The organism is Rhizobium sp. 01L410 (assembly GCF_056400165.1).
On record NZ_JBFTST010000003.1, the window covers coordinates 231,706 to 252,427 of the forward strand.

The 20,722-nt window shown below is 62.4% G+C and carries 21 protein-coding genes; 13 read left to right on the top strand and 8 right to left on the bottom strand.

Features of this window, described 5'->3' with window-relative positions; all coding sequences use genetic code 11:
* Positions 1 to 14 precede the first annotated feature (14 nt).
* Positions 15 to 938 (top strand): DMT family transporter, encoded by a 924-nt coding sequence (locus tag AC1DV9_RS08350; RefSeq protein ID WP_477947198.1) that lies wholly within the window; start codon positions 15 to 17, stop codon positions 936 to 938.
* A gap of 71 nt (positions 939 to 1,009) precedes the next feature.
* Positions 1,010 to 2,221 (top strand): bifunctional phosphopantothenoylcysteine decarboxylase/phosphopantothenate--cysteine ligase CoaBC, encoded by a 1,212-nt coding sequence (gene coaBC / locus AC1DV9_RS08355; protein WP_477947200.1) that lies wholly within the window; start codon positions 1,010 to 1,012, stop codon positions 2,219 to 2,221.
* Here coaBC and AC1DV9_RS08360 read toward each other — a convergent pair.
* Positions 2,208 to 3,017 (bottom strand): class II glutamine amidotransferase, encoded by an 810-nt coding sequence (locus AC1DV9_RS08360; RefSeq protein WP_310293361.1) that lies wholly within the window; start codon positions 3,015 to 3,017, stop codon positions 2,208 to 2,210. The genes coaBC and AC1DV9_RS08360 overlap by 14 nt on opposite strands.
* 58 nt (positions 3,018 to 3,075) lie before the next feature.
* Between AC1DV9_RS08360 and AC1DV9_RS08365 the strand changes: the two genes are divergently transcribed.
* From AC1DV9_RS08365 to otsA, 6 genes are all read left to right on the top strand, one after another.
* Positions 3,076 to 3,249, top strand: coding sequence for a hypothetical protein (locus AC1DV9_RS08365; RefSeq protein WP_162698718.1), 174 nt, complete (start codon positions 3,076 to 3,078; stop codon positions 3,247 to 3,249).
* Between the two features lie 359 nt (positions 3,250 to 3,608).
* Positions 3,609 to 4,286, top strand: a complete 678-nt coding sequence (locus AC1DV9_RS08370; RefSeq protein ID WP_477947202.1) for a FadR/GntR family transcriptional regulator — start codon at positions 3,609 to 3,611, stop codon at positions 4,284 to 4,286.
* Entirely contained in the window at positions 4,283 to 5,572 is a 1,290-nt protein-coding gene (locus AC1DV9_RS08375; RefSeq protein WP_112514139.1) for a CynX/NimT family MFS transporter, read from the top strand. The genes AC1DV9_RS08370 and AC1DV9_RS08375 overlap by 4 nt, the downstream gene beginning before the upstream one ends.
* A 163-nt stretch (positions 5,573 to 5,735) precedes the next feature.
* Positions 5,736 to 7,211: a S10 family peptidase gene (locus tag AC1DV9_RS08380; RefSeq protein WP_477947515.1), complete on the top strand. Its 1,476-nt coding sequence runs from the start codon at positions 5,736 to 5,738 to the stop codon at positions 7,209 to 7,211.
* A gap of 55 nt (positions 7,212 to 7,266) precedes the next feature.
* Positions 7,267 to 8,064, top strand: a complete 798-nt coding sequence (gene otsB, locus AC1DV9_RS08385) for a trehalose-phosphatase (RefSeq protein WP_477938916.1) — start codon at positions 7,267 to 7,269, stop codon at positions 8,062 to 8,064.
* A 44-nt stretch (positions 8,065 to 8,108) separates the two neighbouring features.
* Positions 8,109 to 9,482, top strand: coding sequence for an alpha,alpha-trehalose-phosphate synthase (UDP-forming) (gene otsA, locus AC1DV9_RS08390; protein ID WP_477947204.1), 1,374 nt, complete (start codon positions 8,109 to 8,111; stop codon positions 9,480 to 9,482).
* A gap of 3 nt (positions 9,483 to 9,485) precedes the next feature.
* Here otsA and AC1DV9_RS08395 read toward each other — a convergent pair whose 3' ends face one another.
* Positions 9,486 to 10,388: a choline sulfate utilization transcriptional regulator gene (locus tag AC1DV9_RS08395; protein WP_477947206.1), complete on the bottom strand. Its 903-nt coding sequence runs from the start codon at positions 10,386 to 10,388 to the stop codon at positions 9,486 to 9,488.
* Between the two features lie 147 nt (positions 10,389 to 10,535).
* Between AC1DV9_RS08395 and betC the strand changes: the two genes are divergently transcribed.
* A complete protein-coding gene (gene betC / locus AC1DV9_RS08400; RefSeq protein ID WP_477947208.1) occupies positions 10,536 to 12,050 on the top strand; it encodes a choline-sulfatase in 1,515 nt (504 codons plus the stop codon).
* 10 nt (positions 12,051 to 12,060) lie between these two features.
* Here the strand turns inward: betC and AC1DV9_RS08405 are convergent, their stop codons facing one another.
* The 4 genes from AC1DV9_RS08405 to AC1DV9_RS08420 form a co-directional block, all read right to left on the bottom strand.
* On the bottom strand, positions 12,061 to 13,047 hold the full coding sequence (locus AC1DV9_RS08405) for a DUF2955 domain-containing protein (protein ID WP_477947210.1): 987 nt from the start codon (positions 13,045 to 13,047) through the stop codon (positions 12,061 to 12,063).
* A gap of 55 nt (positions 13,048 to 13,102) precedes the next feature.
* Complete coding sequence (locus tag AC1DV9_RS08410; RefSeq protein ID WP_477947211.1) at positions 13,103 to 14,212, bottom strand: HlyD family secretion protein; 1,110 nt, start codon at positions 14,210 to 14,212, stop codon at positions 13,103 to 13,105.
* 30 nt (positions 14,213 to 14,242) lie between these two features.
* Positions 14,243 to 14,773 carry a transporter suffix domain-containing protein gene (locus AC1DV9_RS08415; protein WP_477947213.1) on the bottom strand — a complete coding sequence of 177 codons (531 nt, stop codon included), beginning with the start codon at positions 14,771 to 14,773 and terminating at the stop codon, positions 14,243 to 14,245.
* A gap of 87 nt (positions 14,774 to 14,860) precedes the next feature.
* A complete protein-coding gene (locus tag AC1DV9_RS08420) occupies positions 14,861 to 16,441 on the bottom strand; it encodes a peptide chain release factor 3 (RefSeq protein ID WP_477947517.1) in 1,581 nt (526 codons plus the stop codon).
* 91 nt (positions 16,442 to 16,532) lie between these two features.
* Between AC1DV9_RS08420 and dut the strand changes: the two genes are divergently transcribed.
* Together dut and AC1DV9_RS08430 are read left to right on the top strand one after the other, a co-directional pair.
* Positions 16,533 to 17,003, top strand: a complete 471-nt coding sequence (gene dut, locus AC1DV9_RS08425) for a dUTP diphosphatase (RefSeq protein ID WP_477947215.1) — start codon at positions 16,533 to 16,535, stop codon at positions 17,001 to 17,003.
* The gene (locus AC1DV9_RS08430; RefSeq protein WP_477947217.1) at positions 17,000 to 17,896 is read left to right on the top strand and encodes a GNAT family N-acetyltransferase; all 897 of its coding nucleotides are present in this window, start codon (positions 17,000 to 17,002) and stop codon (positions 17,894 to 17,896) included. Before dut ends, AC1DV9_RS08430 begins: the two co-directional genes overlap by 4 nt.
* Here the strand turns inward: AC1DV9_RS08430 and AC1DV9_RS08435 are convergent, their stop codons facing one another.
* On the bottom strand, positions 17,897 to 18,388 hold the full coding sequence (locus AC1DV9_RS08435) for an Lrp/AsnC family transcriptional regulator (RefSeq protein ID WP_477947218.1): 492 nt from the start codon (positions 18,386 to 18,388) through the stop codon (positions 17,897 to 17,899).
* 70 nt (positions 18,389 to 18,458) lie between these two features.
* Between AC1DV9_RS08435 and AC1DV9_RS08440 the strand changes: the two genes are divergently transcribed.
* Entirely contained in the window at positions 18,459 to 19,355 is an 897-nt protein-coding gene (locus AC1DV9_RS08440) for a DMT family transporter (RefSeq protein ID WP_477947220.1), read from the top strand.
* Here the strand turns inward: AC1DV9_RS08440 and AC1DV9_RS08445 are convergent.
* Positions 19,345 to 19,902, bottom strand: coding sequence for a cysteine hydrolase family protein (locus AC1DV9_RS08445; protein WP_477947221.1), 558 nt, complete (start codon positions 19,900 to 19,902; stop codon positions 19,345 to 19,347). The two genes, AC1DV9_RS08440 and AC1DV9_RS08445, sit on opposite strands and share 11 nt — an antisense overlap.
* An 83-nt stretch (positions 19,903 to 19,985) precedes the next feature.
* On the opposite strand from AC1DV9_RS08445, the gene AC1DV9_RS08450 reads away from it, so the two are divergent.
* Entirely contained in the window at positions 19,986 to 20,603 is a 618-nt protein-coding gene (locus AC1DV9_RS08450; protein WP_310293391.1) for a LysE family translocator, read from the top strand.
* The last annotated feature ends 119 nt before the right edge of the window (positions 20,604 to 20,722 follow it).

Here is a 20,722-nt window from a genome sequence, read left to right on the forward strand (position 1 = left end):
GCCTCCGGTGCCCCATGCTTCTCGGTATTCTTTGCGGCCTCGCCACCTGTGCGTTGTGGGGACTGACTTTCGTCGTGCCGCGCGCCATCGCGCCGTTCACGACCATGGATTTGACGGTCACGCGCTATGGACTGTTTGCGCTAGCCAGCATCGTGCTGATGGTCAGCCCGCGGTTCCGGCCGAAGAATATCAGGCCGCGCATGGCGATCACCGCGCTATTGCTCGGCGGCATTGGCTATGTCGGCTATTTCGTCAGCGTCGCCTATGCGGTGCGGCTTGCGGGGGCAGCCATTCCGCCGCTCGTTATCGGCACCATGCCGGTACTGCTCGCCATCATCGCCAACCTTCGCGACCGCTCGGTTGCCTGGAAGCTGCTGGCGCTGCCGCTGATCCTGATCGCGACCGGCATCGGCTGGGTCAATGTCTCGATCTTCGCGGCCACGCCTTCGGGCGACCAGAGCGCAATCTGGCTCGGCATCGGATCGGCGCTGATTGGCCTGACGCTCTGGGTGATTTACGGGCTGGCAAGCACGGCGGCGATGCAATCGCCCGATGCGCCCGATATCCTGCAATGGACGGGTTTGCAGGGCATCGGCGCCGGGATCGGCTGCCTGGTGCTCATTCCCTTTACCTCCATCGGGACTGATATCGTCTTCACCGGAGCGGAACTTCTGCGCTTCATCCTCTGGTCGCTGATCATGGGGCTGGCCGGCGCCTGGCTTGCGACCCTTCTCTGGATGATCGCCTCCAAGCGGCTGCCGCTGGCGCTTGCCGCGCAGCTGATCGTGGCGGAAACGGTGTTCGGCCTGATCTTCGGCTTCCTGTTCGAGCAGCGGCTGCCGACGATTGCCGAAGCGGGCGGCTCGATCCTGCAGCTTGCCGGCGTCGGCTTGGCGATTGCCATCTTCACGCCCTCCCGCAAGCCTCGGGCCCACTGACCAGCCGCGCATTGCATGTTATTCGCCAAAGGCTTAGGGTCGTTCGACCAATAGGACGACGGGTAAAGGCCATGGCTCTCAGCGGCAAACGCATCCTGCTTATCATCTCGGGTGGCATCGCGGCCTATAAGAGCCTCGACCTGATCCGCAGGCTGCGTGAACGCGGCGCATCGGTGCGCCCGGTCATGACATCAGGCGCGCAGGAATTCGTGACGCCGCTTGCCGTCGGCGCGCTTGCTGCCGATCATGTCTTCACCGATCTCTTTTCCCGGCAGGACGAACAGGACGTCGGACATATCCGCCTGGCGCGCGATTGCGATCTGGTGCTGATCGCGCCGGCGACCGCCGATCTGCTGGCGAAGATGGCGAATGGGCTGGCCGACGATCTTGCCTCGACCGTGTTGCTTGCGACAGACAAGCCGGTGCTTGCCGCGCCTGCGATGAACCCTAGGATGTGGGCGCATCCGGCCACCCGGCGCAACGTCGCGACACTTACCACCGACGGCATCCGCATGATCGGGCCGATGGCCGGCGAAATGGCCGAGAGCCGCGAGGCCGGCATCGGCCGGATGGCGGAGCCGCTCGAAATTGTCGCCGCAGCCGAGGCCCTTCTGGACGACGGACCGAAGCCGCTTGCCGGACGCAAGGCGGTGGTCACGTCAGGCCCGACCCACGAGCCGATCGACCCGGTCCGTTACATCGCCAACCGCTCTTCCGGGCGCCAGGGGCATGCGATTGCGGCAGCACTTGCCAAGCTCGGCGCCGATGTGACGCTGGTTTCGGGACCGGTGACGATCCCAGATCCTGCAGGTGTGAAAACCATCCATGTCGAGCGGGCCGAAGAAATGCGCGACGCCGTGCTGGCAGCGCTGCCTGCCGATATCGCCGTGATGGTGGCTGCCGTTGCCGACTGGCGGGTGGCCTCGGCCGCCGACCAGAAGATCAAGAAACAGCCCGGCGAATCCATCCCGACGCTGGCGCTGACCGAGAACCCGGACATCCTGAAAACCGTCGGCCATCATACGATGCGGCCGAAGATCGTCGTCGGTTTTGCAGCCGAAACGCAGGATGTCGAGAGCAATGCCAAGACCAAACTGGAGCGCAAGGGTGCCGACATGATCGTCGCCAACGACGTGTCTCCGGCGACCGGCATCATGGGCGGGACGCGTAACAGTGTGAAGCTCATCAGCCGCGCGGGCATCGACCAATGGCCCGATATGGCGAAAGAAGATGTGGCGGAAAAGCTTGCTGCCCTGATCGCCGAACGGCTCAGGCAGGGATAGCGAGGCTTGCTGCTCTTTCCACCCGCCGTTCGGGCTGGAACGGCGTAATCGTGATTCCAGCCTCGTTGACGGTGACGGCGCTGCCATCCGGGATTTCCATCCAGGCATCGACGTCGTCATTTAGCGGCTCCGACACCAGGCAATGACCCATGCGCATCGGCGATGCGTAAAGGGTCGGCGCCTTGCGGTCCGTCGCATAGCGGATGCCGTAGAGCGATGCGCCATCGGAAAAGGCGGCGGTGAAGCGGAGATGGGCATCGCCGAGAATGTTTTCGGCCAGTCCTTCAACAAAGCTCACCATCTCCGACATGGCGGCGACCGGCGCCTGACGGAGGCCGAACTGCATGGCGAGCAGAAACATCAGCTCCGAATCCGTCGTGCCGCTTCTGGCGTGGAAGAGTTCGTCATCGAGCATTGCTTCCATTGGCCGGCGCAGCCGCTCGAAGCCACCAATCTGGCCATTGTGCATAAACGACCAGTTTTCGTGGGTGAAAGGGTGGCAATTGTCGCGGCGCGTACCGCCGCCGGTCGCGGCGCGCACATGGGCGAGGAACAGCGGCGAACGGATCTGCCGCGCCAGGCTCTTCAGATTGCAATCGGCCCAGGCCGGGAGAATATCGCGGTAACGACCAGGTTCCGGACGGTCGCCATACCAGGCGATGCCGAAACCATCGCCGTTGGTGGCGGTCTTGGCGCGGGTGGCGCAATGCGACTGTTCGATCAGCGAATGGGCGGGCGACGACACCAGCTCCTCCAGATAGAGGGGGTCTCCGCGATAGGCTGCCCAACGACACATGCTCTTTGCTCCAGCCCGCCGTCTCTGCAGCAGGAATGCCCGAAAACACGAGGCCCGATTGTCGGGCGACGTGGTGAATAAAAACTTAAGGGTTGTAGAGCTGGCAAGCGTTTGTGACCGATTGTTGGCGAAGCCGGCGATCACATTGCGTAGCCGCCAGCATTTCAGCGTGAACGGCGAGATCAATAAGCGTGGTGGCATCGCGCTGATTATTCTTGGAAAACACCTTTGAGACGTAGCGGGGAAAAACCCGCGCCATCTCGCCACTTCGGCCGGACTGCCGATTTTTTCTTGCATCGACGGCGAATCGGCCTACCTTCAAGGTGTGTTCAACGAAATGAAAGGAAGGTGATCCAATGTCTAATGAGATTTCGGTCTTTGTAGCAGGCATGGAAGTGGTGACGAAAGCGGGGCAGCCCTCGCTCTAAAGCCTACCTTCCTAGGATCGCTTTGACGGTCCGGCCAGTTCAAGGCCAAACTCATGGAAAGGGTCGCGAAAGCGGCCCTTTTTCACGTCCGGCAGAATCCATTTGACCTCATCAGCCACCGGGCATATTCATAAAGTCATCTGATGACTTTATGAATATGCCGATGCAGCCCCTGAGCAAGACCAATCTCGCCGATACAGCAATCGAAGCGATCCGCAGCGAAATCGTCGCCAAGCGCTGGGCCGTGGGCGAAAAGCTCCCGAACGAGGCTGCCCTCTGCAGCATGCTGTCTATCAGCCGCGGGACCGTGCGCGAGGCGGTCCGCGTCCTGGCGTCACAGGGATATCTTGAGACGAGACAGGGGTCCGGCACCTACGTGCTGTCGACCGCCGACGCCAGCCGGCCGCTCACCATGGCGAGACGCTCAAGCCTGCGCGACCAGTTCGAGGCGCGTTGCGCGCTGGATGTCGAGGCTGCGCGTCTGGCGAGCCTCAGGCAGACGCCAGAGATTATCGCCGGATTGCGGGCGCTGCTCGAAAAGCGCGGCAACTACGAGGGCGGCGACAAGGCTGCCTTCATCAGGCGCGATCTGGCTTTTCATCAGGCGGTTATCGCCGCATCGCAAAACCGCGCGATGATCGAAATATACGATTTCTTCTCCGCATCGATCGCCGAGACCATCGAGGCGACGCTCGGCCAGGACGTGCCGGAGCCGGATATGCAGGCGCATGCCGACATCATCGATGCAATCGAAACAGGCGATCCCGAACGAGCGGATGCGGCGGTTCGCCGCTTCATGGCCCCCGTCATCGCCGCACTGGACCGGATGCTGCTTTCATGAATACCCCTCACGCCGATGCCGCGCATGCTTTCGATGCGTCCGGCGAGCAACTGATCGATGCCGAAGCAGACAGCGTGCCGCCGGTTCAACCACCTGCGAAACTATCCGCAACAGCCCGCATATTGCTTGGCGTGAGTCTGGTGCTGATTGCCTTCAATCTCCGGCCGGTCTTTTCCAGCGCTTCGGCGCTGCTTCCCGAAATCCGCTCCGGCCTAGGTCTGTCGGCGCTTGGCGCCAGCCTGCTCACCACCCTGCCGGTCGTCTGCCTCGGCGCCTTCTCGCCGCTCGCACCGCGGCTTGCCCAGCGGATCGGCTCGGAGCGGACGCTTCTCGGCGTCATCTTCCTGCTGGCGCTTGGAACGGCGATGCGCGGGCTGAACTCGATACCGCTGCTGTTTCTGGGAACTGCCCTTGCCGGTGGCTGCATCGCCGTCGGCAACGTGCTGCTGCCGGGTCTGGTGAAGCGCGACTTTGCAGACCGGGCTGCGCTGATGACCGGTTGCTACACCATGGCGCTCTGCGCGGGTGCAGCCAGCGCCGCCGGGCTGACGCTGCCGGCCGAGCATATGCTGGGCGGCTCCCTTTCCGGTGCGCTTGCCATCTGGGCCCTACCCGCCCTTGCCGTCGGACTGATCTGGCTTCCACAGGTGCTGCGCACCAAGAACACCGCCAAGCGCAGTGGCTTCCGTGTCGAAGGTCTCTGGCGCGACAGGCTCGCCTGGCAGGTGACGCTTTTCATGGGGCTGCAATCGGCTCTTGCCTACTGCGTCTTCGGCTGGCTGGTGCCGATTCTCCGCGAACGCGGCCTCGACGGCGTGACCGCCGGAGCGATCGTTTCCATGTCGGTCATGGTTCAGGCCGCGGCATGTCTGGTTGCGCCGCAGATCGCCGTGCGCGGCAAGGATCAGCGCGTCATCAACGCCTCGCTCTGCATCGTCGCCGTCGTTGCGCTGCTCGGCCTTCTGTTTGCGCCTCTCTGGACCGTCTGGTTCTGGGCGGCGCTGCAGGGCATCGGCCAGGGCGGGCTGATTGCCGTGGCGATGACCGCCATCGTGCTTCGCTCGCGCGATTCCCATGTCGCCGCACATCTTTCCGGCATGGCGCAATGCGTCGGCTACCTGCTTGCCGCCATCGGCCCGCTTGTCGTCGGCATGATCCGCAGCTGGACGGGCAGCTTCGCCTGGTGCGCGGTGCTGTTCGTCATCCTTGGCCTCGGTGCCGCGATAAACGGCTGGAATGCCGGGCGGGCGCTGCATGTCAACGCAAGGACGATCGAGACGCCTTAGACAGACCTTTGCTACTTGGCGGATCAGCTGCGCTCACCTGAGGGATGAGCTGCGCTCACCCTGGGATCACCATGTCTTGATGAGCCTCCGCGGCAGGCGATGGTAGGGTAGCTCCGTGCTGGACCAATCCGCCGGAGGACATCATTTGCCGCTTCGCTCTCTCATGCTGACGATCGCGCTCGCCGCATCCCTTGCCGCAACACCGGCATTGTCCCAAGAACGCCCGGGCGTGCTGAAGCTGCTGCCCGGCGATGCCGTGACCGAGCACCAAGCGACGATCGGCGGCCGCAAGCTAGACTATACGGCAACCGCGGGAACACTCGATCTCTTCGGCCAGGACGGCAACCAGACGGGGGCGATCTTCTACACCGCCTATACCGCCAAGAATGCGGGTACAAATCGCCCAATCACCTTTGCGTTCAACGGTGGACCTGGGGCGGCATCTGCCTTTCTCCATCTCGGCCTCGTTGGCCCGCGCATTCTCGATTTCGGGCCGCAGGCGCGCGACGGCGCCAATGCCAGGCTCACCGACAATCCGCAGAGCTGGCTCGACTTTACCGATCTTGTGCTGATCGATCCGATCGGCACCGGCTGGAGCCGGACGGCGAAGGCCGACGATGCCAAGGATTATTACAACGTAGGCTCGGACGCGCAGAGCATCGCCAAGGCGATCGCGCTTTACGTTGCCCACAACAACCGCTCTAATTCGCCGAGATACCTGCTCGGCGAAAGTTATGGCGGTTTCCGCGCCGCACGGGTCGCGGGAGCCTTGCAGCAGAACCAGGGCATCATCGTTTCGGGCGCCGTCATGCTCTCCCCGCTCATCGAGGCGCAGTTGATGTTCAATGCCGACGAGTTCGCGTTGGGTGCCGCTCTGGAGCTCCCCTCGCTCGCAGCCGCCGACATGGACCGCCGCGGCGCCTTTTCGGAGGATGCGCAGCGCGAGGCGGAAAAATTCGCGCTCGGCGATTATCTGACGACGCTTGCCGGTCCGGAGCCAACCGGCGACACGGCAAAGGCCTTTTACGGCAAGATATCGGCGATAACCGGCATCCCGGAGGATGTCGTCACCCGCAACCGCGGCTTTCTGGGTGACGCCTATGCCAAGCATTCCGGCAAACCCGCCGGTGAGGTGATGAGCCCCTATGATGCGGCTTTCGCATCTCCCGATCCCTATCCGGAATCCGACTATGACCGCGGTGACGACGCCATCCTCGACGGGTTCACCCGCGCCTATGGCGGTGCGTTTTCCGGCTATGCCCGCAACGAACTCGGCTTCAAGACGGAGATGACCTATTCGCTGCTCGACAGCGATATCAGCCGTCAATGGGAATGGGGCGGACGCGGCGGCGGATCGCGGCTGCAGGCCAGTATAACCGGCGATATACGCCAGTTGCTGGCGTCAAACCCGTCCTTCCATCTGCTGATCGCGCATGGCTACAGCGATCTTGTCACGCCCTATGGCGTCAGCCGCTATGTCGTCGATCACTTGCCGCAAAGTCTCGCTAAAGACCGCGTCAAGCTGGATGTCTATCGCGGCGGCCACATGTTCTACACGAATACCGAACAGCGGGCTGCCTTTACGGCCGATGCGAAGGCATTCTACGCGCAGAGCGGCACAGCGCAGCCCGCGGACTAGGCTCCGGTTGGCGCATGAGGGTTGCCGCAGTGCAGCACTGACCTAGATAGACCCCATGTCCTACCAAAAGCAGCCGCTTGTTATCGCGGAGCCGGATGCGGCTTCAGGCGAGGAGTCCATGCATGCCGCACTCGCCGGAGCGCCGCACGAATGGGCGCTCTTTCTCGATATCGACGGCACCTTGCTCGATCTCGCAGATACGCCTGACGGCATCGAAGTCCCCACCGGTCTCCCGCGCCAGCTCGACGCTCTCTCGCAAAAACTTGGCGGCGCGCTGGCGCTGGTCACGGGCCGCGGCCTTGCCTACGCGGACCGCCTATTTGCACCGCTCAGCTTTCCGATTGCCGGGTTGCACGGTGCCGAACGCCGCGATGCCGATGGAACGCTCACGACCGCCGCGGCAACCGCGGCCTTCGACGCCGTGAAGGCTGATCTCGCCGCCCAGACGGCCGGCTGGCCGGGCATCCTTATCGAGGATAAGGGTGCGGCGGTCGCCGCGCATTACCGTCAGGCGCCGGAGCGGGAAATCGATCTGGAGCCGCTGATGCAGCAGGCACTCGACCGTGCCGGCCCCGGCTGGCACATCCAGCATGGCAAGATGGTGATCGAAATCCGTCCCTCAAGCGCCGACAAGGGACATGCCGTCGAAGCCTTTCTTGCACAGCCGCCCTTCGAAGGACGGCGCGCCATCGCTATCGGCGACGACGTGACGGACGAGGCGATGTTTCGTGCCGTCAACCGGCTTGGTGGCCTGTCGATTCGTGTCGGCCCGCTTGCGCCTGCCAGCGAGGCGACGGCCTCCTTCCCGTCCGCAGCTGCGGTGCGCGATGTGATCGCCCGGCTGACGGCGTGAACCATTTCAGCATCTAAGACATTTTCTGAGAAAAGGATCCTTTCATGAGCCGTCTCGTCGTCGTTTCCAATCGCGTCCCCGTTCCCGAGAAGGGCGGCATTGCGCCCGCCGGTGGGCTTGCGGTTGCCCTCAAGGCAGCGCTCGAAGAGCGCGGCGGCATCTGGATGGGCTGGTCGGGGAATTCGAGCGGCGCCCAGGAGCCGGAAAAGCTGAAGGAAATCCAGCAGGGCAATATCACCTACGCGCTGACGGATCTCACCGATACCGATGTAGAGGAATATTACCACGGCTTTGCCAACCGCGTGCTCTGGCCGATCTGTCACTACCGGCTGGACCTCGCGGAGTACGGCCGCAAGGAGATGGCGGGATATTTTCGCGTCAACCGCTTCTTCGCCCACCGGCTTGCGCCGCTGATCAAGCCCGATGACGTCATCTGGGTGCATGACTATCACCTGATTCCGCTGGCAGCCGAGCTGCGGCAGATGGGGTTGAAAAACAAGATCGGCTTCTTCCTGCACATCCCCTGGCCGCCGGCGGATGTGCTGTTCACCATGCCGGTCCACGAAGAGATCATGCGCGGGCTATCCCATTACGATCTCGTCGGCTTCCAGACCGACCATGACCTCGAGAATTTTGCGGGCTGCCTGCGCCGCGAGGGCATTGGCGACGAGCTCGGCGATGGCCGCTTCAGTTCGCATGGGCGGACCTTCAAGGGCGGCGCCTATTCGATCGGCATCGAGACGGCAGCCTTTGCCGAATTCGCCCGCAAATCGGCAACCCACAGCATGGTCAGGAAAGCACGCGAGAGCATCGAGGGCCGCAGCCTGATTATCGGCGTCGACCGCCTCGACTATTCCAAGGGACTGACACAACGCATCGACGCTTTCGAGCATTTCATCCTGACAAACCCGGCGCAGCAGGGCCGCGTGACCTACCTTCAGATCACGCCGAAATCGCGCTCCGAAGTGCCGGAATACGAGGCGATGCAGCGGACTGTCGCCGAGCAGGCCGGGCGGGTGAACGGCGCTCTCGGCTCCGTCGACTGGGTGCCGATCCGCTATATCAACCGTTCGGTCGGACGCCCCATTCTCGCCGGTCTGTACCGGCTCGGCAAAGCCGGTCTCGTGACGCCATTGCGCGACGGCATGAATCTCGTCGCCAAGGAATATGTGGCGGCGCAGGATCCGGAGGATCCTGGTGTTCTGGTGCTTTCCCGCTTTGCCGGCGCTGCCCGCCAGCTGAAAGGCGCGCTGCTGGTGAACCCCTATGACATCGAGGGCACAGCCAACGCGCTGGCGCGCGCACTCAGCATGCCGCTGGAAGAGCGGCAGGAACGCTGGAAATTGATGATGGATCAGCTCCTCGAATTCGATGTGTCGCGATGGTGCAGGGATTTTTTGACGGATCTGGCGCCTTAGGTTTCACGCGGTCGCGACTTCGGATTGCAGCCACGCGACAAGCCTGCCGGTCTCCTCCGTCATCTCTTTCGGCGGCACCAGCCAGTAACCGCGGTCCGAGGCCTCGACCATCGGGCCGGCCGCGACCAGCATGCCTGATGCCAGCAGTGAGTCGACCAGCCCCATCCAGCCGATCGCAACACCCTGTTCGCCGATAGCGGCCTGCACCACTAGCGAATAGGTGTTGAAGCTGATCTCGCCGGGCGCGGCAGCGGCATTGCGGCTGATGGCGAACTCGTAAAGATAGCTCGTCCAGTCGAACCAGGGCGGCGTCCCGCGGGCATCCAGATGCAGAAGTCGCGCGACGGAGAGGCGCTCCGGCGTCCCGAGCGGACCGTACCGCTCGGCAAAACCCGGCGAGCAGACCGGCACCACTTTTTCCGGCAACAGCAAGATGCCATGCCCGCCAAGCTCGCGACGGCTTCCGAAGACGATCGCGGCGTCGCTTGCGTCCGGCACGCCCTGTTCGACGAATTGGGTAGCGACGATCTGGATATCCATGCCGGGGTAAAGCTGGCGGAAGCCATGCATGCGCGGGATCAGCCAGAGCGACGAGAAGGCATAATCGGTGCGCAGCCGCACCGTCGAACGCTCCGCCTCGCTACGAAAGCTGCGCGCAAGGGCGTCCACGTCTCCGACGGTTCGGGCGGCGACATCGAAGAGCCTGCGGCCCTCGGCCGTCAATTCGACGCCACGATGACGTCGCTGCAGCAGGCTGACGTTCATCTGCTCTTCGAGGCGGCGGATCTGGTAACTGACGGCCGGTTGCGTCAGGCCGAGAGCGCGAGCCGCCGCCGACAGATTGCCGAGCCTGCCGATCTCAGCGAGAATGCGAAGCCATCCGAGATCCACCGGCCGCTCAGCCATAAAAAATCCTTTTGGCAAACATCGAAAAATTTTAGCTTCACAAGGGCCGTGAGCCGTTGTTGAATAAAATGCTCGAATAGCAGGCAGAGCGCAACGGCCTTCGAAGACCGCGCTTGATCCTGCTCCACATCATCAGGACATGACAGCATGGCGCGCCCGAATATTCTCATCCTCATGGTCGACCAGTTCAACGGCACGCTGTTTCCAGATGGCCCTGCCGATTTCCTGCATGCGCCGCATCTGAAGGCGCTGGCCCAGCGCTCGGTACGCTTCGCCAATACCTATACGGCAAGCCCGCTCTGCGCCCCGGCGCGCGCCTCCTTCATGTCCGGCCAGCTGCCGAGCCGGACGCGCGTCTATGACAACGCCGCCGAATTCGCCTCCGATATTCCGACTTACGCCCATCACCTGCGGGCCGCCGGTTACCAGACTGCGCTATCCGGCAAGATGCATTTCGTCGGCCCGGACCAGCTTCACGGCTTCGAGGAACGGCTGACGACCGATATCTATCCGGCGGACTTTGGCTGGACGCCGGACTATACCAAGCCCGGCGAGCGCATCGACTGGTGGTATCACAATCTCGGCTCGGTCACCGGCGCGGGCGTCGCCGAAATCACCAACCAGATGGAATATGATGACGAGGTCGCCTACAACGCGACCCGCAAACTTTACGACCTGTCACGCCGCCAGGACGACCGGCCCTGGTGCCTGACCGTCAGCTTCACGCATCCGCACGACCCCTATGTCGCCCGGCGCAAGTTCTGGGATCTCTACGAGGATTGCCCGGCGCTCAACCCGGCCGTTGCGCCTCTGCCTTTCGAGGAACTCGATCCGCATTCGCAGCGCCTGCTCGAAGCCTGCGACTACAAGGCGTTCGATATCACGCCCGAGCAGATCCGCCGCGCGCGGCAGGGCTACTTCGCCAATATTTCCTATGTCGACGAGAAGATCGGCGAGATTCTCGATGTGCTTGATCGCAGCCGGATGGCAGACGACACCATCATCCTCTTCGTATCGGACCATGGCGACATGCTGGGCGACCGCGGTCTGTGGTTCAAGATGTGCTTCTTCGACGGCTCTGCCCGCGTGCCGCTGATGATCGCGGCGCCCGGCTGGACCCCGGCAAAGATCGACCGCCCGGTTTCGACGCTCGACGTCACACCGACGCTCGCCGGTCTCGCCGGCCTCGACATCTCGTCGCTGAAGAAATGGACCGACGGCGAGGACCTGGCGCCGCTGGCAACCGGAACCGGCAGCCGCAGCCCGGTACCAATGGAATACGCCGCGGAAGGGTCGATCGCGCCGCTTATCGGCATCCGCGACGGCCGCTTCAAGCTTTCGCTTTGCGTCAAGGATCCGCCGATGCTGTACGATCTTGACGCCGATCCACACGAGCTGAACAATCTCGCTGAGAACCCTGACTATGCTGAAGTCCTGGCGTCTCTGAAGGCGCAAGCCGATGCCCGCTGGAATCTTGAAACCTTCGACGCAGCCGTGCGTGAAAGCCAGGCCCGCCGCTGGGTGGTCTATGAAGCGCTGCGCAACGGCGCCTATTACCCTTGGGACTATCAGCCGCTGCAGAAGGCATCGGAACGCTACATGCGCAACCACATGGACCTCAACATTCTTGAAGAGAGCCAGCGGTATCCGCGCGGAGAGTGACCCTTCCGGCCTATTCCAGTGCCTTTGGCAGGGCCGCGGCCACCCGGCGTTCAGCCGGCCAAAGCAATGCGGCCATGAACAGACTGTAGAGCGTTGCGAGAATGATATAGCCGATGCGCGTGGCGAATGTTTCCGCCGCCGTACCGGGCAGCGGCGATATTCCCGATCCCAGCACCACGAGGAATATCGTCAATGCACCTGCAAACACCTTGGCGGAAGGCCGCGGCAACACCGCACGGCCACCGAGTATCAGAATTACCGCGAGAATGCTGAGGAACATAAAAACCAGCGAGTGCCGCAGCGTGACGAAACCGAAGACCACACTCGCCGCGGCGCCACCGAATATGTTGACAAGGATGAGGCCGAAGGCGGCTCTTGCGCCAGCAAGGACATCCAGCTGCATCAGCATCGACGCGACCGTAATCGGTATGACCAGCGCTGTGGCGAAGCGATCATTTGTCAGGCAGATGGCGACAGCGCCCAGCAATATCGCTCCGCTTGCCAGCGCCCGGGGTATCGGTCTCTGGTGATGGATAGCGGGCGGCTGGCCGCTGGCAGTCAGTCCGCGGTGGGGAAAGGCGGCGTGCGCTGCCCAGCTCCAGATGATACCCTCGACGATGCCCCCGACCAGCAGCGCGAGGATCGAGCTGCCGAGGTCGTAGTGCAGCAACGTCAGAAGCGGCAGCATGACGGCGACGACGAGGATCATGAATGGCAGAGCGCCTGCCCTTCCTGTCGCTTGAGCGAGAAAGCAAAGGAAGTAAATCGCGGTAAGGAAGGTGAGGATCACCGGTGGATGATCGGAGGTGACCGTCAGGAACATCTGCAGGCAGAGCCCTGTAAGCGTCACAATCAGCGCCATGCCGAGTGCCTTGCCGAATGGCATCGGCGTGCGATCCGTCAGCAGGAACTGGACGGCGAAGAGCGCGCCGAGAAACGGGATAGCGTCTCCAACGGCAACGGACCAAGTAAACGAGAGCGTGGCGGCGAATGCCACGCGAAGACCTTGCGAAGCCTCAGGCGAATGCCACCAGCGATGACCCGATACGGCGTCAGCTGACATAGGTCAGAACCGAGATGATGCGCATCCACAATGCGCCCAGCGCGTTGGTCACCGGATTGTCGCCGGTATAGATCACCACATTCGCCTGGGCGCCGTAGCGGATACCCTTCGGCCGCTCGCCGTCGAGAATGAGCCGCACGGGGAAGCTCTGCGGCGTGCGGATCCAGCCGCTCTGATCCGATACTTTCGGCAAGCCCGTATTCGGATCGACATTGCCCTGGGCGACGCCGAAACCGACGCTTTCGACATGAGCAGGAAACAGCTTTCCGGGCAGCGCATCGAACAGGATTTCCGCCTTGTTGCCGCTTGCGACATTCTCGAGGCTGTTCTCCTTGAAGTTGGCCGCTATCCAGATCGTGCCGGCGTCGATGAAGGTGATGGCGCTCTGTCCGGTGTTGACAAAGCCACCGACGGACAGCTGAAGATTGGTGACAACGCCATCGGCGGGCGCGAGCACGGTGGTGCGGAGCAGATCGAGCCTGGCCCGCTCCAGCGCTGCAAGAGCGTCCTGTAGCTGCGGGTTATCCTGGCCGGCCGGTCCGAGCTCTTTCTCGGCGCTCGCAAGTTCTGCATCGGCCGCAGCTGCTCCCGCCTGCGCCTGCTGGAGCGTGGTCCGCGCCTGATCCGCCCGCGTCTGCGCGATGACCCCGCGTTTCAGCAAGGCCTCCGAACGGTTGGCCTGTTCCAGCGCGTTATCGCGTACAGCGCGCGCTTCCACGACTTTCGCCTGGGCGCCATCGAGCGCGGCGATCGAGGCGCCGATCGACTGGCCGACCTTGGCGAGCTGCGCCTCTGCTTGCGCCAGCGCCAGTTCGTATTGCTGCGGATCGATGCGAAACAGCATCTGACCCTTGGCGACCGGGTTGTTGTCGGAAACCGCGACATCTACCACCCGGCCGGAAACTTCAGGCGCGATGCCGACCACATAGGCGTTGACCGTCGCCTGCGCCGTTATTGGCGTGCGGCGTTCCATGAAAACGGAAACCGCAAAGGCGAAGACAAGAAACACGAGGACGCAGACCGCGACCCGGCGCAACGGGTTTCGCGCACTCACCGGCGCGGCAACGTCCTGCACAGCTCTGTTGTCCTGCTGATCCATTCGCCCCTCCCGAAATCTCTGCGAGAATGATCAGCTGGTTTGGATGCCCTCAGCGGTGTTTACCGCGCGCGCGGTCCGCACAAACAAGGCCCGGATCTTGCCCCAGAAATTGCCGCCGAGAACGAAGATGCTGGCAATCAGCATGAGGTCGCCGAGCAGCTGAAATTCCCAGCGGTTCGGGCGAAAATCCGGCCAGATGTTATCGACATAGGGTTCGAACAGCGCGGAAACGAGCGGCAAGCAGAACATCACGAGGCCAACAACATGGCGCACTGGACTGACGATCTCGTCTTTCAGCGATGGCAGATAGCCGCCGAGCGTGCGCTTCAATTCCTGAAAACCCGCTTTTCCCATCACCGCGATCATCACGACAAGGATGATCTTGTTGCCGACCAAGATGGCGCCCGTCAGCGCCGCGACGCGCGCAGGCGGCATTCCGGACATCGCCAGAACCGGGATTGCAACGACCAGCAGCAACATCAGCGCAAAGAGCGCAATGCCACATTTGAAACGCCAGCCGCCACTCGCAGGCGCATTCTCCAGCTCGATATTCGTGCTCACGTTCGCCAGCCCCCCATGGATGAACGATTTACGAATATCTAATGTACATTAGTATGATTGCGCAGTCATCCCAGCATTTCGGCGAGATCACGCCGCCTTGGCGACGTGATATTCCTTGATGGCATCCATCTTGATTGCCGGGAAACGCTCGGCTTCGTAACGAAGCGAGAAGCTGTCCTGCGCCAGAAAAACGGGATCGCCGTCGAGATCGCGGGCGATATCGCCGCGCTTGACGGTCAGGAACTTGTCGAGATCCGCGGCATTCTGCGATGAAACCCAGCGGCACACTGAGAAGCGCGACATTTCGAAGGAAACAGGCAGGCCATATTCCTGCTGCAGGCGCTCCTTCAGAACGTCGAGCTGTAGAGCACCAACAACGCCGACGATCGCCGGTGAGCCATCCTCCGGTGAAAACAGCTGGACGACGCCTTCTTCGGCCATCTGCTGCAGGGCTTCCTTTAGCTTCTTTGCCTTCATCGCATCCTCGAGACGCACGCGGCGGAGGATTTCCGGCGAGAAGTTCGGTACGCCTTGGAAGACCAGCGGTTCGCCTTCGGTCAGCGTGTCGCCGATGCGCAGCGTGCCGTGGTTCGGGATGCCGACGACATCGCCGGCATAGGCGGTGTCGGCCAGCTGGCGCTGCGAGGCGAAGAAGAACTGCGGCGCGGTGAGACCGAGCTGTTTACCGGTGCGGGCGAGACGCGCCTTCATGCCGCGTTCCAGCTTGCCGGAGCAGATGCGGGCGAAGGCGATGCGGTCGCGGTGGTTCGGGTCCATGTTCGCCTGGATCTTGAAGACGAAGGCGGTCATCTTGTCTTCGTTGGCATGAACGGTGCGGATATCGGCCACCTGGTCACGCGGCGGCGGCGCAAAATCGGCAAGCGCGTTGATCAGATCGCGCACACCCAGATTGCGCAGCGCCGAACCGAAAAAGACCGGCGTCATATGGCCTTCCAGAAATGCCTGGCGATCAAAGGGGCGGCACGCCTCCTTGGCGAGGTCGACCTCGTCGATGAAAGCCGCGCGTTCGTTTTCCGGAAGGCGATCGGCCACGCCCTGCGGGCCATTGACCACGATCGCATCTTCCTTGTCCGATCCGCGCGCCCGGTTTGCCGCGAGGTGGTAAGTGCCGCAGAAGCTCTTCGAGCGGCCGATCGGCCAAGTGACCGGGGCGGTATCCAGTGCCAGCTTTTCCTCGACCTCATCGAGAATTTCGAAGACATCGCGGCTTTCACGGTCCATCTTGTTGATAAAGGTGATGATCGGGATGTCGCGCATGCGGCAGACTTCGAAGAGCTTCAGCGTCCGTGGCTCAATGCCCTTGGCGGCATCGATGACCATGATGGCGGCATCCACCGCCGTAAGGGTGCGGTAGGTATCGTCGGCGAAGTCTTCGTGACCGGGCGTATCGAGAATGTTGAAGACCTTGTCGGCATATTCGAAGGTCATCACCGAAGTGACGACCGAAATGCCGCGCTCGCGCTCGATCTTCATCCAGTCGGAACGCGTCTGGATGCGGTCCTTCTTCGCTTTGACTTCACCGGCGAGCTGAATGGCGCCGCCGAACAGCAGCAGCTTTTCGGTCAGCGTCGTCTTGCCCGCGTCCGGGTGCGCGATAATAGCGAATGTGCGGCGGCGGGAGACCGCCTCGGCGAGTGTTTCGGCCATCATGTGAATCCTGTGGAATTGCGGGCTATCTAGCGATTTAGGCCGGGCTTTGCAATTGACCTTCGGCGGCCGGACGCAAACTAATGCCCGCATGAACATTCAAAACGACCTCCGCCCGAAGCTCAATCTCGTCCGCCTCGCCAATGGCGAAGGGCTGGAGCTGCCCTCCTATGAAACCTCAGGGGCTGCCGGGATGGACCTGCGCGCCGCTGTCGATGACGGCGCACTGCTGGTGCTGGCGCCAGGCAAGCGTGCCCTCGTTCCGACGGGCTTCATCTTCGAGGTGCCCGAAGGTTTCGAGGCGCAGATCCGCCCGCGTTCCGGCCTCGCCTTCAAGAACGGCATCACCTGCCTCAACACACCCGGCACCATCGACAGCGATTACCGCGGCGAGGTGAAGGTACTGCTGATCAATCTCGGCGAGGAGCCTTTCGAGATCAGCCGCGGCATGCGGATCGCCCAGATGGTCATTGCGCCGGTCACCCAGGTGCGCATTGCCGAGATCACAGAGACGAGTGCCACCGCGCGCGGCGCCGGTGGCTTCGGCTCCACCGGCGTATGAGCGCAGCGCCTGACACAACAGGTCTGACCTTCCGGCAGGATTACTTTGCGGACCACGCCGCCTGGCGGGCGCTGGTTTCGCTTCTCCACGACACATTCGGCATCGATATCGGCCCCCTGATGGAGCTCGGTGGTCCTGATCCATCCAGCATGCCCTTCGGCTGGTTTGCCGAAGACGGGATGCTGGCCGCCAACCTCTCGGCCTTCGCCATGCCTATCATCGTCAACGGCCGCCGGATCAATGCAGCCGGCCTGCAATCCGGCGCAGTAAGGCCGCCCTGGCGCGGTCGTGGCCTTTATCGAGATGTGACGAAGAAGGCGCTAGACTGGTGCTCGGACCACGGCTTCGAGGCCATCGTGCTCTATACCGACAAGCCGGCGCTCTATGAGCCCTACGGCTTCCGAAAGCTGCCGATGCACAGCTTCGAGGGTGATGCGCCGAAACCGGATGGCGCCGCCGACGCAAGGACGCTCGATCCCCGGCTCGCCGCTGATCTCGCCCTGCTCCAGGATCTGCTGGTGCGGCGGGAACCGGTGTCCGACACATTGGCCGTCACCGGCAGCCCGGCGATGTTTCTGATCAATACGCAGCTCGATCCCGATGTGCGGCTGACGTTCATCGAGAAGCTCAATGCGGTCATTGCCTGGAAGCTCGATGGCGAGCGCTTTATCCTGCTCGATGTGCTCGCGTCCTCGATCCCTTCCCTCGCTGCCATTCTCGGCGGGCTCGGCATCAAGCCTTCACGCGCTGAAATCCTGTTCAGGCCCGAGAAGCTTGGCTGGAACGGCGCGCCGCTGCCGTCTTCTTCGCACGGGACGCATTTCATGATCCACGGACTGGACGGCCTCGATCTGCAGGGCCCCGCCATGCTCTCGCCGATGGCGGATTTCTGATCAAACCGGCGGCAGTCGGCGCTTGACCGGCGACGACTTGATCATCGACGTGTTGGTTTCGGCGCGCTCCGCAATCTTGTCGAGGATGCCATCGAGTTCCCCCATGGAACGCACAACGAGGCGGGCGATGAAGCAGTCGTCGCCCGTCACCTTGTCGCATTCGATGAATTCAGGGGTTTCCTGGATCAGCTTCTCGACGATATGCAGCTGACCTGGCAACGGGCGGACGCGGACGATCGCCTGTAGGGGATAGCCGAGTGCGGCCGGATCGATATCGATGGTGAAAGCCCTGACGATGCCGCGTTCCTCCAGCCGGCGCAGGCGCTCGGCGGCGCTCGGCGAGGACATGCCGGCGGCCTGAGCTAGTTCCTTCAGTGATAGTCGGGCATTGATGGCGAGCGCATCCAGCAACTTCTGGTCCGTTTCGTCGATTCTGTCGTAATTAGCCACAACACTCCTTTCACCTAAAATTATTAGGCAAGACGCTTCCATTCTGCTTCACACGATATAGAGACGGCAGCGGTTGCGCAATAATCTGCGCCCCCATCACGGGAGAGTTGCGATGCAGAGCGAGATCAGACGGGGAAGCGCGGAAATGACGGCGGCAATGCTGATTTCGGGCAGCATCGGCTGGTTCGTTATCATGTCAGGGCAGCCGGTTGGCAATGTCGTGTTCTGGCGCTGCCTGTTCGGGGCCATCAGCCTGCTTGTCATCTGCGCGGTGCTCGGGCTTCTCAATCCTCGCCTGCTGTCGCTGAAGAGCTTCGGCATCGCCGTTTTCGGTGGCATCGCCATCGTGCTGAACTGGCTGATGCTTTTTGCGTCCTATTCGCATGCGTCGATCTCGATCGCCACGACGGTCTACAATACCCAGCCCTTCATGCTGCTGGCGCTGGGTGCGGCCTTTCTCGGCGAGAAGATCACCGGCACGAAGCTGTTCTGGCTCGGGCTCGCCTTCGCGGGCATGGCGACGATCGTCGAGGCGAAACCGGATAGCGGCGCGATCAGCGGCAGCTACGGAATGGGGATCGCGCTGGCGCTCGGCGCCGCCTTCTTCTACGCGCTGGCGGCGCTGGCAGCCAAATGGCTGAAAGGCACGCCACCGCATCTTATCGCCCTCATCCAGGTCTCGACTGGCATTATTATGCTGGCGCCCTTTGCCGATTTTTCCGCCATGCCGGCGACAGCTGGCACGTGGTCGCTTCTGGTGACCATGGGTGTCGTCCACACCGGACTGATGTATGTGCTGCTCTATGGCGCGATCCAGAAGCTGCCGACCCATCTCACGGGTGCGCTGTCCTTCATCTATCCGATTGCCGCGATCGCGGTTGACCGCATCGCCTTCGGCCACGCGCTGCAGCCGCTGCAGGTGGTGGGAGCGGCGATCATACTGCTTGCCGCTGCGGGCATGAATCTCGGCTGGACCCCGGGGCGCTTTCTGCGCGTGGTCAGAAGCTGACCTCGGCGGCCTTTGACAATCCGACGCCGTGAGAGCCGGCGCCGAATCCCCACAGAACCATGTTGTGATGTGCGATGATCTGCTCGAAGCCGAGTGCGCCGATATCGCCGCTCATGTGACCGTCGGTGATTAACGTCACATCGAAGCCGAGGGAGACGGCGCGGCGAACCGACGTGTCGATGCAGAAGGGCGTGACGCAGCCGCCGATGACGAGATGGGTAATGTCGCGCCTGCGCAGCTCGGCTTCCAGCGGCGTCTCGAAGAAGGCATCGCAAGCCTGCTTGTTGATCAGCAGCTCGCCGGGCGCAGGCACCACTTCCGCCCTGATTTCCCAGCCCTTGCTACCCTTGGCGATCGGATCGCCTTCGGCTTCGTCATGCTGGACGATGATAACCGGGACCGCTTCCGATCGCGCTTTTGCGAGCACGGCTGCGAGCCGTCTGGTCACCGCATCGTAGGCTTCCTGGATCGCCGGTACACGCTCTTTCGTCCCCATGCCTTCCAGCACGGCGTTCTGGACATCGATCAGTAGCAAAGCCTTGGACATTTCATCCCCCATGACGTCATTTTCGAAGTCGCTTGAAAGCCATTTCACACAGACGTAAATAAGCGGCAATCAGGGAGAGACAAATGACGATTGCAGCGCTCATTGCCTATAGCGGCGCACTGTTCATTGCAGCAGCCATTCCGGGGCCGGGTATCACGGCGATCGTGGCGCGGGCGCTGGGCTCGAATTTTCGCGAGACCTTCTTCATGGGGCTCGGTCTTGTGCTTGGCGACATGACCTATCTGACGGCGGTCATCCTCGGCCTCGCCTTCGTGGCGCAGACCTTCACCGAGATCTTCCTGGTCATCAAGTTCGCCGGCGTGATCTATCTCTGCTACATCGCCTACAAGCTCTGGACATCGGGGCTTCTGCCGCAGGATATCTCAGCGCGCAAATCGAGCAGCATGGGCATGTCTTTTCTTTCGGGCCTGCTCGTAACCCTCGGCAATCCGAAAACGATGCTCTTCTATGTGGCATTGGTGCCGACGCTGATCGATATCCATACCATCGGCCTGCGCGAGTATGGCCTGCTGCTGGCCGCGACTTTCATCGTTCTGCTGACGGTGCTGATCCCCTATATGCTGCTGGCAACCCGTGCCCGCAGCATGCTGAAGCAGCCGCGCGCATTGCAGGCCCTGAACCGGACGGCGGCCGGCATTCTGGCGGGCACCGCAGCCTTCATCGCCACCCGCGCGGCCTGAAAAATTCATCCGTCAAACGGCGGTTTTCAAAGGATTTTTTCTCTGGCTTGCCACTCCTGCGCGTGAGGCCGGTCTGGTCTGACGCCCGCTTTGACCCTATTGTCTGCGCAACACACTTC

Bases quoted from the DNA above. Each gene is read 5' to 3' on its own strand.
- AC1DV9_RS08445 (WP_477947221.1), bottom strand. From the start codon at position 19,902: ATGTCCAAGGCTTTGCTACTGATCGATGTCCAGAACGCCGTGCTGGAA.
- dut (WP_477947215.1), top strand. From the start codon at position 16,533: ATGAACATTCAAAACGACCTCCGCCCGAAGCTCAATCTCGTCCGCCTC.
- AC1DV9_RS08380 (WP_477947515.1), top strand. From the start codon at position 5,736: ATGCTGACGATCGCGCTCGCCGCATCCCTTGCCGCAACACCGGCATTG.
- otsA (WP_477947204.1), top strand. From the start codon at position 8,109: ATGAGCCGTCTCGTCGTCGTTTCCAATCGCGTCCCCGTTCCCGAGAAG.
- AC1DV9_RS08395 (WP_477947206.1), bottom strand. From the start codon at position 10,388: ATGGCTGAGCGGCCGGTGGATCTCGGATGGCTTCGCATTCTCGCTGAG.
- otsB (WP_477938916.1), top strand. From the start codon at position 7,267: ATGTCCTACCAAAAGCAGCCGCTTGTTATCGCGGAGCCGGATGCGGCT.
- AC1DV9_RS08375 (WP_112514139.1), top strand. From the start codon at position 4,283: ATGAATACCCCTCACGCCGATGCCGCGCATGCTTTCGATGCGTCCGGC.
- AC1DV9_RS08410 (WP_477947211.1), bottom strand. From the start codon at position 14,212: ATGGATCAGCAGGACAACAGAGCTGTGCAGGACGTTGCCGCGCCGGTG.
- AC1DV9_RS08440 (WP_477947220.1), top strand. From the start codon at position 18,459: ATGCAGAGCGAGATCAGACGGGGAAGCGCGGAAATGACGGCGGCAATG.
- coaBC (WP_477947200.1), top strand. From the start codon at position 1,010: ATGGCTCTCAGCGGCAAACGCATCCTGCTTATCATCTCGGGTGGCATC.
- AC1DV9_RS08435 (WP_477947218.1), bottom strand. From the start codon at position 18,388: ATGGAAGCGTCTTGCCTAATAATTTTAGGTGAAAGGAGTGTTGTGGCT.
- AC1DV9_RS08350 (WP_477947198.1), top strand. From the start codon at position 15: ATGCTTCTCGGTATTCTTTGCGGCCTCGCCACCTGTGCGTTGTGGGGA.
- AC1DV9_RS08370 (WP_477947202.1), top strand. From the start codon at position 3,609: ATGCAGCCCCTGAGCAAGACCAATCTCGCCGATACAGCAATCGAAGCG.
- betC (WP_477947208.1), top strand. From the start codon at position 10,536: ATGGCGCGCCCGAATATTCTCATCCTCATGGTCGACCAGTTCAACGGC.
- AC1DV9_RS08450 (WP_310293391.1), top strand. From the start codon at position 19,986: ATGACGATTGCAGCGCTCATTGCCTATAGCGGCGCACTGTTCATTGCA.
- AC1DV9_RS08420 (WP_477947517.1), bottom strand. From the start codon at position 16,441: ATGGCCGAAACACTCGCCGAGGCGGTCTCCCGCCGCCGCACATTCGCT.
- AC1DV9_RS08360 (WP_310293361.1), bottom strand. From the start codon at position 3,017: ATGTGTCGTTGGGCAGCCTATCGCGGAGACCCCCTCTATCTGGAGGAG.
- AC1DV9_RS08430 (WP_477947217.1), top strand. From the start codon at position 17,000: ATGAGCGCAGCGCCTGACACAACAGGTCTGACCTTCCGGCAGGATTAC.